The sequence below is a fragment of the Priestia sp. YIM B13490 genome (assembly GCF_042787735.1).
Taxonomy (GTDB): Bacteria; Bacillota; Bacilli; order Bacillales; family Bacillaceae_H; genus Priestia; species Priestia megaterium.
This window is the reverse complement of the sequence record NZ_JBHZOT010000001.1, coordinates 934,179-949,793: the sequence shown is the minus strand read 5'-3', so window position 1 is coordinate 949,793 and position 15,615 is coordinate 934,179. Positions and strand designations below refer to the sequence as shown.

The following is a 15,615-nucleotide window of genomic DNA, read 5'->3' as shown; positions in this document are numbered from 1 at the left end:
TTTTACTAGTTGTAGCAGGGCTTATTTACATCCCTATTTATAAACATTCCCTTCCAATCGATTCTAAAATATATGAAGGGAATTTTAAAGAGCTTGGTTCAATCGCACGAATTGGTTTTTTTGCAGCTTTAGCCATTTATCCAATTTTTTTATTATTAAAATGGAAACCGTTATCGGACATAAAAAAAGGAAATTTTGAGTTAAAACCGCTTATCCAATTTTTAGCCAAGTATGTTCGTCAGTGGCATGTTCCCATTGCTCTTATATCAACGGCCTTGATTATTTTACATGGTTATATGGCTTTAATAAAAGGATTTCAAGCAAATTTTACGTACTTTTCAGGAATTATTACAATGGCTGTTCTAGCTTGTTTACTCGTGATGGGCGTGAAGCGCTATAAGCGTACAGATAAAAAGTGGCATCTTAAATTTGCTATCTCTTTTTTGGTTTTGTTTATGATTCACGCTACCTTTTCATAACTTGCCATTGTTTAAAGTTTTTTTATATAGGGTACAGTTCACAATGAATACATGATATGTATCACTATACGTTTTACATCATTTAGGAGGTATAAACATGGCAAGAGTGTTAGCTGTATTATCAAGCGGATACGAAGAGAAAGATTATCACACAGGTTGGTGGGCAGAAGAATTATTTGCTCCGCTGCAAAAGCTTGAGGACGCAGGGCACACCGTTGATTTAGCCTCACCTTTTGGAGGTAAGCCGGAAGTAGACGTTCGAAGTATTTCAGAAGACTTTGATCCAGACGGAACGTATAAAAAATTATATGAATCAGGAAGAGCGGATCAGACAATGAAACTTGAAGAAGTAGATGCTGAGAACTATGACGTTATCTTAGTAGTAGGCGGCCACGGCGCTATGTTTGACTTAGCAAAAAATGTGGACTTGCATGCACTTATGAACAAAGTGTACGACAATGGAGGTATTTTAGCAGCTGAGTGTCACGGACCTTCTGTTTTTGCTTTCTTGAAAGGATCCGATGATGAACTGTTAATTAAAGGACTAGACGTAACCGGTTATCCTGATGAAATTGAACCGGAAGAAGTACTTCCCTTTTTACCATACAGTTTAGAACAAGAACTTCGTGAAGTGGCTAACTACATCCCTGAGATGGATAAAAAAGCATATGCTGTTTGGGCAAATGATCAAATTGTCACAAGCCGAGATCCTTTTTCTTCTGAGTTAATGGGTGATGAATTAGTTAAAAAGCTAAATAAATAAACTAAAAAAAGACTGCTTAAAAGCAGTCTTTTTTGTTTGTTCTATAGGGATGTTTGAAACTGCTGCTCTACCAAACGCCGGTAAAAAGAATGAGAGGCTAACAGCTCTTTATGCGTTCCGCTTCCTGTAACCTGCCCTTCTTCTATTACAACAATTTGGTCCGCATTGATGACCGTAGATAGACGATGTGCAATGACGAGTGATGTGCGTTCTTTCATTACCGTTTCCAATGACTCTTGCACAAGCTTTTCTGATTCGGAGTCTAAGCTAGCTGTCGCTTCGTCCAGTAGTAAAAACTGGGGATTGCGTAACAGCGCTCGGGCAATTGCAATACGCTGTCGCTGTCCTCCTGAGAGATTAATACCTCTTTCTCCAATCATTGTTTCATATTGACCTTCAAAGGACTGAATGAAATGATGAGCATTCGCTAACTTCGCTGCTGCTTCTATTTCTTCATCCGTCACATGGCGCTCTAATCCGTAAATGAGATTTTCTCGAATTGTTCCTGCTAAAATCGGAGAATCCTGCTGAACATAGCTAAACAGGTGACGCCACGAACGTAAGTTGACGTTTTGACTGTCTGTTCCATCCAAGAATATGCGCCCCGATGAAGGCTCATAAAAGCGTTCGATAAGCGAAAAAACAGTAGATTTTCCAGCTCCGCTAGGTCCAACAAAAGCGGTAACTTCTCCTTTTTTAGCAGAAAATGAAACTTCCTGCAATACTGGTTTATCTTCATATTGAAAAGCAACTTTATCGAACCTTAAACTCCCTACCTGTTCAAGCACTTCTCCATTTTCATAGTTCTCTTCTTTCTCAGCTAATATATCAAAGATTCTTTCTGAAGCTCCTTTAGTTTGCTGAAAGCTAGTAACAAATCGGGTAAGTGAACCAACCGGAACCATAATTTGAAAAAGGTAAAGAACAAAAGCTACCAGCTCTCCTGCAGTGATAAATCCCTCACTCACACGGTATGCACCAAACCCGACGATGGCAATCATAACAGCGGTCATCACCGTGCTAATAATCGGGGTAATGATGGCTTCAATTTTAGCTCTCTTTACACCGAAGAGGTAGAGTGACTGAAACGATTGTAAGCCGGAATCAACTTCTTTTTTCTCTGAACCGGATACTTTAATCAAGCGGATTTCACTCAGCATTTGAGCTAAAAAAGCTGTAAGCTTAGACATTTTATCCTGCTGCTCACGTGAAATTTTATGTATTTTTCGCGCTAGGGGCATAACCAGTACAAACATAACGGGAATGACCGCTAATAAAATGAGCGTCATGGGTACATCAAGTGTAAATAAAATAACAATGGCAACGATAATAGATAAAATATTTTTAACAAAGTCAATCATTTCTGTTGACAATAAATTCATCACAATGGTTGTATCATTTGTAATGCGGCTTACCATTTCACCGGAACGGTTTTGGTCGTAAAATGAAACCGGAAGCTTTATGAGCTTGTTCCACACTTTATGTCTGAGTTCTTTTACAACACCTTGTCCTACTTGAGCAAGGAGATAAAGAGATACTGCGCTTGTTACCATTTGAGCAGCAAATAAACCAAGGAGTCCTGTTATAAGCTGCAGGGAGACGCCTACTGCAATTTTCTCCATCACTTCTTTAATGACAAGAGGGATAGAAAGCGACGCTCCGGTATTAATTAAGGCCAGTATGAACGAAATGAGTAGCTTTCCTGTCGGAGGGTTCGTTAGCAACCATAATTTTTTAAATGAAAAATGAATTCCTTTTTGCGTATTCATCTTAGTTCCTTTCTAATTCTTTTAATAGGTGGTATACACACTTTAGGCAGACACCACACACTTTACCTTCAAAGTTCTATCTTATTTTACACCATTTCCTTTCTCAACCTGAACTTCTAAGCTTTTACCTGTTTTTCAAACTCGTCTATACGAAAATGACAAGCTGGTCATATACTATGGTACACTGAATTCTTTTACTAGATGAGAGGTTGAATAAGGATGTCTGTTTATATTAAATCTATTTCTATTGGAACAATTTCTGGCGGGATCGTTATTTTTGGAAACGTAGGAAATATATCGCCTCCAAGCGGCTCTACGTCCGGCTCTGGTTCTAGCTCTAGCTCTGGTTCTAATTCCCAAATGCCGATGCCTCCTTCTCCGGGAAAAGGCCCGAGAGATAATACAGCTTTTAATGGCTAATAAAAAAACAGTGAGATATTTCTCACTGTTTTTAGACTTGAATACTTGTCATCATCGCAATATAAAAAGCAAAAACAAACAAACCCGCACTTAATACGCTAAGCCATACTGTCTTTTTGTAAAAACAAATAAGTAAATACACAAAAAACAGCAGTGCGACAAATAAGAATAGGATTCCTACAATTGTTACGTGAAACGTTAGAGGAAGCGTCACTTGTTTCCCATAGATAAACGGAAGAATCGATGAATCCATTGCCATATGACTTATATTAGTTGGCGGCGATTGCGTTACCATGATAGCTGTAAATAAAAAAATGATAAGCAAAATAATGCTTTCTGCTCGAATCCACATCACGGGCTTATATTCTGGATGTTTTATCGTTTTTCTCATAAGAAAGCCATTGATGACGGCAAATGCAAGCAGCGGAATAATTGTAATGTGCTTTAGCAAAAGAGACTGCCCGTAATCTGTAGCCCATGAATTTACATAGTTGGACAGACCCATGATAATGACCATCGAAATGAACCCACTTAATGAAAGAAGCACAAAACAAGCGATTGCAAAAGGAGTAAACCAGCTCAAGAAACTTTTCCAATTGGAGGTTTCTTTTGAAAAAGCGGCAACAATCAGAACCACCCCTCCCCACAGTCCAACTGCTAAAATATGAAGAGAATGAGAAAGCATGCCGCTAAGCGCAGAAGCGGATGCTGCGTGACTTGCGTAGGCGATTCCTCCCACCAAGGCTACAGTCAGTAATGTATACATATGAGGGTGGCTCTCTATTGAAACAGCAACCATACATAAAATAGCAATTAGCACAACAAAGATCCAGGCGTGTCCCGTTCTTGTTTCCAATAATACAAGACGAACTGTTTCACCTAACCCTCTTATTTTTGAAAAAGATAAAATAATCTCAAGCGAATTTCCAACCGAAAAAATAGCGACAGCCGCTGCACTTGCAAGTAGCCATCGCTTTGATAATAAAATTGTTGGCTTTTTTGTAAGCGGTACATATTGCAGTACGGCAAATCCTAATAATAAGGAAAGACCTACGTATGTGAACCACTCAAAAACAGGCAACAAAATACTCATCTTTTTAAGCCTTTTTCTTTCTGAAGATTAAGAGTAATGCTCCAACCACCACTACAATAGCAATAATCATGATAACAAAAAACGATGAAGAATCATTGTTCTCTGTTTTTTCATCATTTGCTACTGCACTTTTTTGGTGCTGTTCGGATTGCGTGGCGTCTTGCTTTTTTTCACTATCTTTTCCGGCTGCTTGAGTATTCTCTTCTTTCGCTTCATCTTTCACATCTACTTTAAAAGCAATCGAATCTTTCATTACATGACCATCTTCCCCTACAATTTCCCAGTTCACTGTGTAAGATCCGTTTTCAAGAGGCTGATCGAGAGAAGCTATTAAATCATGACCCTCTACTTTTTGCGATGCAAGTGAAATTTTTTGTCCATCTTTTGTAACAGTTACAGTACTGATTTTCTCGATGTGTGTTTCAAAGGTTAATTTAATTTCTTTTAGAGGAGCTGTAACAATTGCACCATTTTCCGGCACGGTTGTTTGCACATGTGTATGAGCAAAACTAACTGTCGGAACAGCTAGAAAGCATGCTAAAAGTAAACCTATTATTTTTTTCATATTTATGACTCCCTATCTCTTTTTTCTTTTTTCATCATATCCAAAAATGTTTTTATGTAGACGTTTCCGAACACGATCTATTTTCCTAGTAAGTGTACTCCTTTTTTACTCAGTCTCACAATAACTATTACCAATTCGTTATAAAATGTTCACAAATCCTAGGGAAGATGCGATGTAATTTTTTGAATATTCTTTCAGACTATCCTTGAATATAGTAAAATAGTTAAATAAGATGACTGACTTTTTTCTAGCTTAAAATCCCATACAGAAAGGATAGAAACAATGAAAAAGTATACATGCCCTTGCTGTGGTTATCAATCTTTAGACAGTGATGGTGACTATGATATTTGTGAGATATGTTTTTGGGAAGACGATCCGTACCAAAAGCTGAATGCCAACGAATTAGGAGCCAACTCTATTTCTTTAATAGAAGCTCAGGAAAATTTTATAGTTTATGGAGCGTGTAATAAAGAAAGCTTACAGCACGTGAGAAAGCCTTCTGTTCAAGATGTAAAAGATTTTAACTGGAAACCTATTATAAGTCACGAGTAGCAAAACTAGTTTATAAAAAAAGAATGCTTTCGCAAGCATTCTTTTTTTAATTCAGTAAGAAGTAGAAGCGAATGTAGAAAGCACATTTGTAAACCTATAAAAAGTTTGAGTTTTAGACGAAGCTCTTCCTTTTGCAGTGGATGAATGAAACATAGCACTTCGCAGCGGTTGGCTAATCTCTAATTGAATACTTTTCCCAGTACGATTTTTATTTGCAATATTTCCAGAGTTAATGCCTGCAATCTCATCGTGCCCTTTTGTAATCAGTTCGGCCGGAAATCCATTTTGATTTAATAACTGCGTTAATTTTTTTGCGCGCTCCCGATCAGTCCCGCCCACAAAAATATGTTTTTCGTTCCCAGAATACCCGTGAAGAGATAAAACATTATCATACTTGCTTACCATCTTACGCGCTGTGGGCTCATCAAAATGAGTGCTTGTGAGGTGCAGGTCTCGTGACCCTTTCGACTTTAACGATTCGAATAGATAAAGAGCATTTTGTTTGCCAAGCTCTTGGGCAATTTCGCTTGTCCCCCCTTCAATTCCTCCACCGTGTGGAGCAAAGATAAGGACAGAGCTTTTCATTTCTTTGGTCGTCACTTTATAGCTAGCTGAAGACTCATTCTGTGAGAGCTGCTTGAAATTTTGATATTTATCAGTTGATGCACTAGATGTATCTTGAAAAGGTGAAATGAATAAAACGAGTAGACAGATACATAAGGTAGAGAAACTTACTAAATGATAGCTTTTCAATTTGTACTCCTGCTTTCTTTTGTGTAATAAGACCTAAAACATTAGGAACCTAAAAAATCCAAAAATAATATTTAAAGTAGTCTTATTTACTTATCGTTACAAATTGTAATTTATTTAATAGTTCTTAATACCTATTTATGCTGTTTAAAAAAACTTCAGCGCATATTCACTGAAGTTTTTTTCCTTTTTTTGTTTTTATTTATTTAAAGCAAGCGCCAAACTAATTTTATCCAGCCAAAGAAGGCGATCCATAAAGGTATGCTCAAAGATGTTCCCCACGCTAAACCAATTAAGAAGTTTCCTCTTTCAATCATACAAACCACTCCTTATGAACATTGTAGGTGAACAAGTACCATTCTATACCTTCACTATAACAGAAAGCGCTTTCATTTGATAGTCACTTACACGTTTTTAGTGCTATATTCATACAGAAAACCGGATTCCAAGTAGATAAAGGGCGATATATAAGAAAATGAATAATTGCAAGGTGTAAAAGTATAATAATCTACTAAAAAAAAGAAACCTTCTTTGAAGGCTTCTTTTCTAGGTGTTTTTTATTGTTCGCCGCTGCGCTGCAAGCGATTCTCAATAAATAGGCGCTCAACAAATTTATTTAGCTGTGCTTGATACAAACGGCGCTCATCTAGCGATTTTGCGTCTTGTATTTGCTGCTTAAATCGTTTGATTTGCTGTCTTTGTTCAACCGTTACATGATGAGAAAGAAGCATAGGTCCCCCTCCATTTCACTAACGTTTAAATTAAGTAAACCAAGGTTTACCAAAACAAACAACAAACCTGTTAGCTTCTCTTACATACATTTTTTATTCAGCCTCTTTAGCCCCAACTAATGCTAAACCTGGACCGTACGGCGTTGTATGAACATCTAACATTAATTCATTTGTATAAGGCACAATAGAAGCTTCCATTGCTACCTGTACTCCATCGACTTCATACATTTCATCATTTTCAAAAGGCTCTTCAAAAGCTAACCCAATATTAGGGATTTCACAGCTAATTCCTTTGAAATACAAACGAATTCCTGTTATCTCCTGTTCTTCAAGTATATTGTTAATTAATTGTTTTGCTTCTGGTGTAATATGCATGACTAACCCTTCTTCCTTTCGATACTCTTGCTCTATCCTATCATATCTTTAGAGTTTTTAAAGAGAATAACTATGATTTAAAAGCATTCTTATTATTATTTAATAATTATTATAAATAAGTATTGATTTTAATTTGATATTTGATATAATATAAACATAAGATAACAACAACTCATTAGGAGGCTATTAACTATGAATTTAGAAAACGTACTGAACCAACAAATTGCCGATTTTAACGTATTGTATACGAAGCTACATCGCTTTCACTGGTATGTAAAAGGGCCTCAATTTTTTACGCTTCATGAAAAATTTGAAGAATTCTATAATGAGACGGCGGACTATATAGATGAATATGCAGAACGATTACTAGCCATTGGAGGAAGCCCAATTGCTACAATGAAGCAATTTTTGCAAGCAGCTACTCTTTCTGAAGATGGAAACGAGCAAACGAGTGAAGAAATGGTAGAAACCTTAATTAATGACTATACGCTACTTGTTAAAAACCTAAAAAATGCAGTTGAAAACGCTGAAGCAGCACACGATCACGTAACAGCTGACTTATTCATTGGAACAATCGGCAACATTGAAAAACATATTTGGATGCTAAAAGCTGCTTTACCTGTAAAAACATCCGTAAACGCATAAAAAGAGCCTAAGCGGCTCTTTTTTACGTTTGTTGATTTACTTTTTTTTGTCTTTGCAGCCACATAAAAAAAGACATATCATCGTGAATGTCATCTTCTAGCACAGCCTTATAGACATGATCACTCGTATAATAGCGATTATATCCGCTTTGCTGCTTGAAAAATAAAATGCATTCTCGCTTCTTTTCAGTGAAAAGTGATTTTAATAACTCTTGTTTCTCAACTTTGCCTTTCACGATATTTTCTGGAAGCACGGAAATATCAAGCTTCCACTCTTCTCCCTTCTGAATCATATACAGACTCCACTGATACTTATCTTTTTCATTAGTAAATATCATCTTATAAGGGCTAAAACGCTTTGTAAGCTGATACCCCATGTGAAAAATAGATTCTTCATCCATTTCATCATTTCCTACGTAAAAATTAATGATGCGATTTGTCATGACATTTAACTCAAAACTCTCCCCTGAGAGAAGACAACCATATTCTCTTAACAGATCCAATAAATGACTGGATACCACCAGTTGATTTGCTTCGTGTTTTAATTCACTTGAGTATGACAGCAGCTCATTCATGTTTTTTGATTCCCCTATCTATAGATCGTGAATTGTTATTGATATTCGCTTTTTTTTCATAAAACCCTTTCACTTTTACCCTTTAATTAAATAACTAGTTGTAAATTAAGTTATGTAGAGCAACATTTTATGAATAAATCAAGTTTGAGTATAAAACCTGAAGAAGTTTAAAGACTATAGTCGATACCGATTTTAAGGAGGACTTAGTATGAATAATCACGAACTTCCTACAAACATGCAAACTGGAGCTATACCCCCTCAATTGAACCATGGAGGGCATGAACTATTTGACGTTCATGAAACACTTGCCGGCTCGATTAATGTAATGGATCAGTTTATGATGTTTAGGCAATATGTAAAAGAACAAGAGCTGCTTGATATCATTGATCGGCAATATCAGTTTATTTTAAATGAATATAATTTAATCGTAGAAGCTTTTTCTACTGGTCAAAAGCCGGCCGATTCTACACATGTATATAACATGAAGCAGTCTCATACCTTTGTTTATGGCTTAAAGCCTTCACAGCCTAAAAAGCCGAATCAGTCCGTTGAGGAAATCAATGAAAAAGGCATATCAGGTCATATGCTAGGTCTAGTTAAGTCTCAAGCATCTCTTTTAACCATGACCGCTTTAGAAATAACAAATCCTGTTGTTCGCCGAATATTCGGAGACAGTGTTCCTAATTGGATTGAAATGGCTTATGAAATTTCTCTTTATCAAAATAAACACCATTATTATCAAGTGCCGCAGCTTGCAAAAGAAGATATGCAGCAAATGATCACAAGTTTTGCAAAAGCTACTGCCTCTCCTCAGATGCCTAATAACCATAAACTGCATTAATTAAAAAGAGGCTGGGGCAAACGTATTTTAGTTGAAGGAAGATCCGAACGTTTCACCGTTCGGATCTTTTCATTAGTACGGTGAATATAGGTTATGTTTAGAGTTGCTTCTAGCTGTTGATTGGAAGGAAAGGCGAAGACTCCCGCGAGAAAAGCGGAATAGATGAGACCCCACAGGAGCGCAAGCGACGAGGAGGCTCATCGGCCGCCTGCGGAAAGCGTAGCCTTGCACGGAAATCACCAGCAGTGTAACCAAACGACTCATACTAGATCATTTACTCAGTTTACTCGTCTTTAGATTGTATTGTATTGATTTTGTTATATCTCAATCTCGCTTTGTGCGTATATTTCAGAAAATGACAAAAAACTATGCATTTTGAATTATTTTCTGAATATTTGTAGTATTTTGATTAATTATGTATTATAATACAATTAACTAATAGAAAGGAGTGAGAGATGCATCATATATACTCGGATTACAGTTAAAGGAGGTGTCATAACACACTCGCAATACGTTTGCTAAAAGTCAGTTGAACTGTAGAACCGATATGTGATAGACCATGATGGTAAAGTTAAGATTAATTCCCCTAAATGAACATGTAACATAATAAACTGCTTCTTTTTCTTTTTAAAGATAGAAGCAGTTTTTTTATGTGCGTTTTTCTTTTCTTGATTTAATACATGTTTTCTCCACTTTGGCTAACACTTAAGATATACATTTACATACAAGGTGGTGACTTTGATGATCGCCGTAAAATTACTATTAGTCGCAGTTTTAATTGCATTAACTGCTTTTTTTGTAGCGACAGAATTCGCTATTGTAAAAGTAAGAAGTTCAAAAATCAATCAGCTTCTAGAAGAAGGACATAAAAAAGCTGTATCTGCCAAACACGTTATTACGCATCTAGATGAATATCTATCCGCTTGTCAGCTTGGTATCACCATCACAGCTCTCGGGCTTGGTTGGCTTGGTGAACCGACGCTAGATCGGTTGCTTCACCCTCTTTTTACTACCTTCCATACCAATGAGCCGCTTGCTGGTATTTTATCTTTTGTCATTGCATTTGTTGTTATTACTTTTTTACATGTTGTCTTGGGGGAATTAGCTCCTAAAACATTTGCTATTCAAATGGCTGAACAAATTACGCTGAACTTTGCAAAACCGATTATCGTGTTTTACAAACTTATGTATCCGTTCATTAAAATATTAAATGGATCAGCTCGTATGTTGACTAAGATTTTTGGTATAACGATGATTTCAGAAAATGAAGCTGCTCATAGTGAAGAAGAGCTGCGTATTTTGTTATCTGAGAGCTTCGAAGGCGGTGAAATCAATCAATCCGAATATCGATATATGAGCAAAATCTTTGATTTTGACGATCGTTTAGCGAAAGAAGTAATGGTCCCCCGTACGGAAATTGTGAGTGCTTCCAAAGACGACGTCGTAGAGGTTTTTTTGCAAATCGCAAATGTCGAAAAATATACGCGCTATCCAATTGTTGAAGATGGGGATAAAGATAAAGTAATCGGTCTCGTTAATATCAAAGAAATTTATAATGATATTGTATTCAACGAAAAAGACGGCACCAATACGTTACAGTCATACGTCAAGCCTATTTTTAAAGTAATTGAAACCGTACCCATTCATGACTTGCTTGTAAAGATGCAAAAAGAACGTATTCAAATGGCTATTCTTTTTGATGAGTATGGCGGAACCGCTGGGCTTGTTACAGTAGAAGATATTATTGAAGAAATTGTGGGAGAAATTCGAGATGAGTTTGATACGGACGAAATTCCTTATGTACAAAAAATTAAAGACGATCATTATATTCTTGACGGAAAAATGCTCATTAGCCAAGTAAATGATTTACTCGGTACGGATATTAGCGACGAAGAAGTAGATACCATTGCCGGGTGGGTGTTAACCGAAAAGTTTGATGTGACCAAAAATGATATCATTCAGCATGAGCAATTTTACTTTAAAGTTCTGATTATAGAGGATTTTCACATTAAGTATATAGAAGTGAAAAAAAGAAAGAAGAAAGAAAAAAAGGATGATCATCATTAATCATCCTTTTTATTTATTCAAAATCCCTTTTACCAATCGTCTCCTCCATCAAAAAAATCTCCATCCAGCAGATCCTCCCCGGCTTCTTCAATATCTTCTCCAATTTCACCAAGCGCCGAGTCTTCAAACATATCATCCATCAAATTCTCAATGAGCAGTCCGCCTAACATACCGGCTGCAAAACCTCCCATTGCTCCTCCTAACCCGCTCATACGTGGGTGGTGTGAATGCTGATCATAGTGAGGAGACTTATAATATTCATAGTCTCGAGGATTCTCCATCATCTCTTCCATCGCTTCTTCCAGCAAACGAGCGATAGTAGATGGCTGGCTTAGTTCATCATTTGTAAAAAAGAGTTCATTTTTTATTTCCCTCTCTCGGCCGAAAGAAGGCAAATCTAGCTCCAACAGCACGCGGATCCCTTCTCGTTCAATGGCTACCTCAAACTCAACCTCATTTACATATCCCTTTAAGAAGTCTGTAGGAAAAAATGAAAATTCTTGTTTGTATCCGTTAAATTTTCCTGAATGATGTTTTTCTCTAAATCCAAGTGCTTCAAAGCCCTCTACTAGCTGATATAAGCTTTTTGGAGCTTTAATGCGCACAGGGTCCCGGTCTGTTGAGTCTACTCCCCCTTCAATATCTAAGTGTGTCTTAAAGAAATAGCTAACGTTGCTCGCAGAGATTGGAAGGTCCAAAGGTAAATGATATGTAAATGGAATTTCTTTTTTCTCGCCTTCATTAATTGTAAATGAAGAAGCTGCGCGCAGGCTTTCCACACGATGTGTATGCATTTGACCGCTTTTCAATTGAACTTCAAGCCAAAATTCAACATCAATTAAATTAATATGTTGCTGAACGTTTCCACCTTGGATGACAATAGCTCCTTCAATTACATGACCGAGCGTATAGGCCGTTTCATTTAATCGTAAATCCACTTTGGCAGCTCCAACTCCAATTTTAGCAAACATTTTTTTAAACATTTTTTTCCTCCTCCAAAATGCTCTTACTATATATACGAAGTATACCGTTTATAAGTTTCAACTTACAAAAAAAGAACTCAATTTCTTGAGTTCTTTCTGCTAAATCAACGCTTCATTTTAATTCAATTATTTATTAAATTAAAACACCCAGCCCCAACAGCAGCGACGTCTTTTACAACCGCCGTGGTTACCGCCGTGACCTCCGCCATGACAACCTCCGTGACCTCCACCGTGGTTACCGTCGTGACCTCCGCCGTGGTTGCCGCCGTGACCTCCGCCATGACAACCTCCGTGACCTCCACCGTGGTTACCGCCGTGACCTCCGCCATGACTGCCCCCGTGACCTCCGCCATGACTGCCCCCGTGACCTCCGCCATGACTGCCCCCGTGATCTCCGCCATGGTTGCTACCATGATGGCATTTTTTATGTCCAGAACGATGATCATCATCATGTTTAGGACAATGATCGTTATGCTTATAATCGTTATGACAGCATTTTCCTTCATGGCTACTTCTTGGATCATAGCCAGAAGTTTTGTAATAATACTGATTAGAACACCAGCAACACTTCTTATTATTGTTGTAACTCACATAAACCATCCTTATCTATAAATAAGATTTATATAGGCAATTTTATACCTATATATAAATAGATTATGTAAACTAGTACAAGGAAGTGCATTGCTGTGGGCCATGACCTAAGCCTGTTTTTAGGAGGATGTACGGGGGAGATAAGACAAGAAAAAAAGCCATCTCTAGATGGCTTTTTTTATATTTGATTTTTCACTTTACTTGCACTTTCTGCATAAAACTCTAGAATTTCTCTTCTTCTCACAATTCCAATAAATACACCTTGATCATCCGTTACAGGAACAAAATTTTGGTCAATTGCCTTTGAAAGGATGTTTTGAACTTCATCATATATAGCAACTGGGTTATAATCTTGATAGCGGTCAATCTCTGTTAATTTAATATTTTCCGTATCTTGAAAGCGATAGTCTCCTAGGCTTTTTAACTTCCAAAGAAGATCTCCTTCAGTAAGAACGCCCACATATTTACCATCATCGTCAACTAGCGGAACTGTAGAATAGCGATGATACTCCATTTTTTCAAGAGCCTGTCTTAATGTGGATTGAATATTTAGTGTTACAACATCACTTTTTGGTACTAAGAAAAATGCAATATTCATTTTTTAATCTCCTTTTCCTTACCCGCTCATCTTACAATTTCTATTTATTTTTTCAGTTTTCGGCTTATTTTAATGTTTTAATCATACAAAATGCAGCTCGCAGTTATCTTACATTTACAACTATAAGCTGTCAATCCTAAGCTATGTAATTTTGACTTCTTATTTTCTTTATTACAGTACCCGTTTTCTAAATAATCAAATCCTAATTTTTAGAAAAACACGTCTAGTTAAAATAATGGTTCCTGCAGCTGCTTCTTTATACTAATAAGGGCCGGAAGAGCTACTTTCAGCTCTTCTTCTCTGCGATAAGAACGCAACTGAACCTCATTATATGCTCTGTTTATACTTTTTGACTCATGAAAAAGTCCCACATGATTCGACTAGCATTGGGGCCTTTAGGGTCTGTATAGCTGCCCGCTGAATTCCCTCCTGACCATGCATGCCCCATTCCATTGATAATATATTTATCAATAGCCAATTCTCCCTTACTGCTTTCGTAGCGATATGTTGTATAATCCCGTCCAAAGAGAATTTTTTCTTCTCTCGTTTTAACCGGGCTATCTTGAATCCATCCATCTATTCTTCCGTTATAAGCAAGATTATTCGTTGTAATCCACTGGTGAACCACTTGATCTGCATTGGCTACATTTACCGTAGAATCAGCGTTACCATGAAATACAATGAGCGGCAGTGGCTTTGCCCGTTTTCCCATTTGCTGATAAGCAATTCTTCCTTGTTTAACGGGGGAAGGACCTTTACTGGCCATGACAGAATACGCATTAAATACGTTAAGAGCCGCCTGATATTCGATACCTGCTGACACACCTATTCCAGCAAACAGTTCTGGATACGTTACCCCCATAACGATGCTCATTGCTCCTCCTGCTGACAGACCGGCAATAAACACTTTATTTTTCTGAATAAAGTGCATGTTTTGGACTTTTTTTACAATCCCTGCAATAATAGCTGGCTCGCCAAACCCTCTAATTTGATGAAGAGGTTCAAACCAGTTCCAGCATTTATTCATATTTGAGTTAGAAGACTGCTGTGGGTATACGACAATAAATTCTTTTTCGTCGGCGAGCTCATTCATTTGCGTGCCTATTGCAAAATCATCTGCATTTTGTGTACATCCATGCAGCATAACCATTAGTGGGTAAGATTTTAAAATATGATAGGATTTAGGTAAATAGACCTTGAATTTTTTTCCTTTATGAGTATATGTTTTAAATGATTCAGATGACGCTTCTTGTTGTTCACTTGAAGACACAAGCGTTGACGTATTTATAACATTAGGTAGTGAACCCAACATGGTACCCCTCCTCTTTTTGTCAACGTTTTCATTTTTCTTCCCAATTACGTCCTGTATTACAATACTACATATTATTTCGTTTTTTTGCACGTTCTACATACTCTAAGAGTACCACTTGTTTTGGTTTTAAGGCGTTTTTTATCTTCTTGAAATTTGGGATTTTTTTGCTATATATATACTTTATTACTATATATGAAAATTGTCACTATAATCATGAAAAAAGGACAAACATGCCGTTTGCCCTTTTATTTGGACCTTGATGTTTAAATACCTTTTGCCGAATTAAGCCTCTATACTTTTATTATATGATGCTCCCTATCATTTATATGAATTTATTGCTCTTCATGTTTAAATCTGTAACCTTTACTATTTTATATTTTGCTTTTTATTCACCAATTCTTTCGCAGCAAATGGCAAGGTGCAGGTGCGGAAGCCACGTTGAAAAAGAAGAACCTTAAAGAGCAAATGTTTTTGGTTTAACCTCTTCTTCGTTCGCAACAATCATAC

General features: G+C 37.0%; 19 protein-coding genes. 8 read left to right on the top strand and 11 right to left on the bottom strand.

Annotated features, from left to right (window positions below; all coding sequences use genetic code 11):
* Together ACFX4R_RS05410 and ACFX4R_RS05405 are read left to right on the top strand one after the other, a co-directional pair.
* A partial coding sequence (locus ACFX4R_RS05410; RefSeq protein WP_377569052.1) for a hypothetical protein occupies positions 1-479 on the top strand: 479 nt, incomplete at its 5' end.
* A 97-nt stretch (positions 480-576) separates the two neighbouring features.
* Positions 577-1,242 (top strand): type 1 glutamine amidotransferase domain-containing protein, encoded by a 666-nt coding sequence (locus tag ACFX4R_RS05405; RefSeq protein WP_013083773.1) that lies wholly within the window; start codon positions 577-579, stop codon positions 1,240-1,242.
* 41 nt (positions 1,243-1,283) lie between these two features.
* On the opposite strand, the gene ACFX4R_RS05400 is transcribed toward ACFX4R_RS05405, so the two are convergent.
* Positions 1,284-3,011 (bottom strand): ABC transporter ATP-binding protein, encoded by a 1,728-nt coding sequence (locus ACFX4R_RS05400; protein ID WP_237074436.1) that lies wholly within the window; start codon positions 3,009-3,011, stop codon positions 1,284-1,286.
* Between the two features lie 219 nt (positions 3,012-3,230).
* Here ACFX4R_RS05400 and ACFX4R_RS05395 point away from each other — a divergent pair, with 219 nt between their 5' ends.
* A complete protein-coding gene (locus tag ACFX4R_RS05395; RefSeq protein WP_043981509.1) occupies positions 3,231-3,431 on the top strand; it encodes a hypothetical protein in 201 nt (66 codons plus the stop codon).
* A gap of 31 nt (positions 3,432-3,462) precedes the next feature.
* Here the strand turns inward: ACFX4R_RS05395 and ACFX4R_RS05390 are convergent, their stop codons facing one another.
* Both ACFX4R_RS05390 and ACFX4R_RS05385 read right to left on the bottom strand, forming a co-directional pair.
* Positions 3,463-4,524 carry a copper resistance D family protein gene (locus tag ACFX4R_RS05390; RefSeq protein WP_230183470.1) on the bottom strand — a complete coding sequence of 354 codons (1,062 nt, stop codon included), beginning with the start codon at positions 4,522-4,524 and terminating at the stop codon, positions 3,463-3,465.
* A gap of 4 nt (positions 4,525-4,528) precedes the next feature.
* Positions 4,529-5,089: a copper resistance CopC family protein gene (locus ACFX4R_RS05385; RefSeq protein ID WP_328231005.1), complete on the bottom strand. Its 561-nt coding sequence runs from the start codon at positions 5,087-5,089 to the stop codon at positions 4,529-4,531.
* A 282-nt stretch (positions 5,090-5,371) separates the two neighbouring features.
* On the opposite strand from ACFX4R_RS05385, the gene ACFX4R_RS05380 reads away from it, so the two are divergent.
* Positions 5,372-5,641: a CPCC family cysteine-rich protein gene (locus ACFX4R_RS05380; protein ID WP_013057680.1), complete on the top strand. Its 270-nt coding sequence runs from the start codon at positions 5,372-5,374 to the stop codon at positions 5,639-5,641.
* A 51-nt stretch (positions 5,642-5,692) separates the two neighbouring features.
* Here the strand turns inward: ACFX4R_RS05380 and ACFX4R_RS05375 are convergent, their stop codons facing one another.
* The 3 genes from ACFX4R_RS05375 to ACFX4R_RS05365 form a co-directional block, all read right to left on the bottom strand.
* Positions 5,693-6,394: a poly-gamma-glutamate hydrolase family protein gene (locus ACFX4R_RS05375; protein WP_377569050.1), complete on the bottom strand. Its 702-nt coding sequence runs from the start codon at positions 6,392-6,394 to the stop codon at positions 5,693-5,695.
* Between the two features lie 554 nt (positions 6,395-6,948).
* Positions 6,949-7,122 (bottom strand): hypothetical protein, encoded by a 174-nt coding sequence (locus tag ACFX4R_RS05370; RefSeq protein WP_165574973.1) that lies wholly within the window; start codon positions 7,120-7,122, stop codon positions 6,949-6,951.
* Between the two features lie 93 nt (positions 7,123-7,215).
* Positions 7,216-7,497 carry a hypothetical protein gene (locus ACFX4R_RS05365; RefSeq protein ID WP_013057684.1) on the bottom strand — a complete coding sequence of 94 codons (282 nt, stop codon included), beginning with the start codon at positions 7,495-7,497 and terminating at the stop codon, positions 7,216-7,218.
* 192 nt (positions 7,498-7,689) lie between these two features.
* Here ACFX4R_RS05365 and ACFX4R_RS05360 point away from each other — a divergent pair, with 192 nt between their 5' ends.
* Positions 7,690-8,142, top strand: a complete 453-nt coding sequence (locus ACFX4R_RS05360; RefSeq protein ID WP_025751201.1) for a Dps family protein — start codon at positions 7,690-7,692, stop codon at positions 8,140-8,142.
* A gap of 22 nt (positions 8,143-8,164) precedes the next feature.
* On the opposite strand, the gene ACFX4R_RS05355 is transcribed toward ACFX4R_RS05360, so the two are convergent.
* On the bottom strand, positions 8,165-8,716 hold the full coding sequence (locus tag ACFX4R_RS05355) for a hypothetical protein (protein ID WP_043981506.1): 552 nt from the start codon (positions 8,714-8,716) through the stop codon (positions 8,165-8,167).
* Between the two features lie 208 nt (positions 8,717-8,924).
* On the opposite strand from ACFX4R_RS05355, the gene ACFX4R_RS05350 reads away from it, so the two are divergent.
* The 3 genes from ACFX4R_RS05350 (at position 8,925) to ACFX4R_RS05340 (ending at position 11,624) form a co-directional block, all read left to right on the top strand.
* Positions 8,925-9,557 carry a spore coat protein gene (locus ACFX4R_RS05350; protein WP_165574972.1) on the top strand — a complete coding sequence of 211 codons (633 nt, stop codon included), beginning with the start codon at positions 8,925-8,927 and terminating at the stop codon, positions 9,555-9,557.
* 116 nt (positions 9,558-9,673) lie between these two features.
* On the top strand, positions 9,674-9,808 hold the full coding sequence (locus ACFX4R_RS05345) for a hypothetical protein (RefSeq protein ID WP_277813731.1): 135 nt from the start codon (positions 9,674-9,676) through the stop codon (positions 9,806-9,808).
* A 490-nt stretch (positions 9,809-10,298) separates the two neighbouring features.
* The gene (locus ACFX4R_RS05340) at positions 10,299-11,624 is read left to right on the top strand and encodes a hemolysin family protein (protein WP_043981505.1); all 1,326 of its coding nucleotides are present in this window, start codon (positions 10,299-10,301) and stop codon (positions 11,622-11,624) included.
* A gap of 29 nt (positions 11,625-11,653) precedes the next feature.
* Here the strand turns inward: ACFX4R_RS05340 and ACFX4R_RS05335 are convergent, their stop codons facing one another.
* The 4 genes from ACFX4R_RS05335 to ACFX4R_RS05320 all read right to left on the bottom strand — a co-directional run bounded on the left by ACFX4R_RS05335 (position 11,654) and on the right by ACFX4R_RS05320 (position 15,108).
* Complete coding sequence (locus tag ACFX4R_RS05335) at positions 11,654-12,607, bottom strand: sporulation protein (protein ID WP_013083783.1); 954 nt, start codon at positions 12,605-12,607, stop codon at positions 11,654-11,656.
* Positions 12,608-12,745: 138 nt separating this feature from the next.
* Positions 12,746-13,198 carry a hypothetical protein gene (locus ACFX4R_RS05330; RefSeq protein ID WP_377569047.1) on the bottom strand — a complete coding sequence of 151 codons (453 nt, stop codon included), beginning with the start codon at positions 13,196-13,198 and terminating at the stop codon, positions 12,746-12,748.
* Between the two features lie 178 nt (positions 13,199-13,376).
* Positions 13,377-13,796, bottom strand: a complete 420-nt coding sequence (locus tag ACFX4R_RS05325; protein ID WP_013057690.1) for a CBS domain-containing protein — start codon at positions 13,794-13,796, stop codon at positions 13,377-13,379.
* Between the two features lie 340 nt (positions 13,797-14,136).
* Complete coding sequence (locus ACFX4R_RS05320) at positions 14,137-15,108, bottom strand: extracellular catalytic domain type 1 short-chain-length polyhydroxyalkanoate depolymerase (RefSeq protein ID WP_016764703.1); 972 nt, start codon at positions 15,106-15,108, stop codon at positions 14,137-14,139.
* Positions 15,109-15,615 lie beyond the last annotated feature (507 nt).

Excerpts from the sequence above, each read along its gene's own strand:
- ACFX4R_RS05385 (WP_328231005.1), bottom strand. The coding sequence starts at position 5,089 with ATGAAAAAAATAATAGGTTTACTTTTAGCATGCTTTCTAGCTGTTCCG.
- ACFX4R_RS05340 (WP_043981505.1), top strand. The coding sequence starts at position 10,299 with ATGATCGCCGTAAAATTACTATTAGTCGCAGTTTTAATTGCATTAACT.
- ACFX4R_RS05335 (WP_013083783.1), bottom strand. The coding sequence starts at position 12,607 with ATGTTTAAAAAAATGTTTGCTAAAATTGGAGTTGGAGCTGCCAAAGTG.
- ACFX4R_RS05405 (WP_013083773.1), top strand. The coding sequence starts at position 577 with ATGGCAAGAGTGTTAGCTGTATTATCAAGCGGATACGAAGAGAAAGAT.
- ACFX4R_RS05370 (WP_165574973.1), bottom strand. The coding sequence starts at position 7,122 with ATGCTTCTTTCTCATCATGTAACGGTTGAACAAAGACAGCAAATCAAA.
- ACFX4R_RS05365 (WP_013057684.1), bottom strand. The coding sequence starts at position 7,497 with ATGCATATTACACCAGAAGCAAAACAATTAATTAACAATATACTTGAA.
- ACFX4R_RS05360 (WP_025751201.1), top strand. The coding sequence starts at position 7,690 with ATGAATTTAGAAAACGTACTGAACCAACAAATTGCCGATTTTAACGTA.
- ACFX4R_RS05350 (WP_165574972.1), top strand. The coding sequence starts at position 8,925 with ATGAATAATCACGAACTTCCTACAAACATGCAAACTGGAGCTATACCC.
- ACFX4R_RS05390 (WP_230183470.1), bottom strand. The coding sequence starts at position 4,524 with ATGAGTATTTTGTTGCCTGTTTTTGAGTGGTTCACATACGTAGGTCTT.
- ACFX4R_RS05320 (WP_016764703.1), bottom strand. The coding sequence starts at position 15,108 with ATGTTGGGTTCACTACCTAATGTTATAAATACGTCAACGCTTGTGTCT.
- ACFX4R_RS05355 (WP_043981506.1), bottom strand. The coding sequence starts at position 8,716 with ATGAATGAGCTGCTGTCATACTCAAGTGAATTAAAACACGAAGCAAAT.
- ACFX4R_RS05395 (WP_043981509.1), top strand. The coding sequence starts at position 3,231 with ATGTCTGTTTATATTAAATCTATTTCTATTGGAACAATTTCTGGCGGG.
- ACFX4R_RS05380 (WP_013057680.1), top strand. The coding sequence starts at position 5,372 with ATGAAAAAGTATACATGCCCTTGCTGTGGTTATCAATCTTTAGACAGT.
- ACFX4R_RS05325 (WP_013057690.1), bottom strand. The coding sequence starts at position 13,796 with ATGAATATTGCATTTTTCTTAGTACCAAAAAGTGATGTTGTAACACTA.
- ACFX4R_RS05400 (WP_237074436.1), bottom strand. The coding sequence starts at position 3,011 with ATGAATACGCAAAAAGGAATTCATTTTTCATTTAAAAAATTATGGTTG.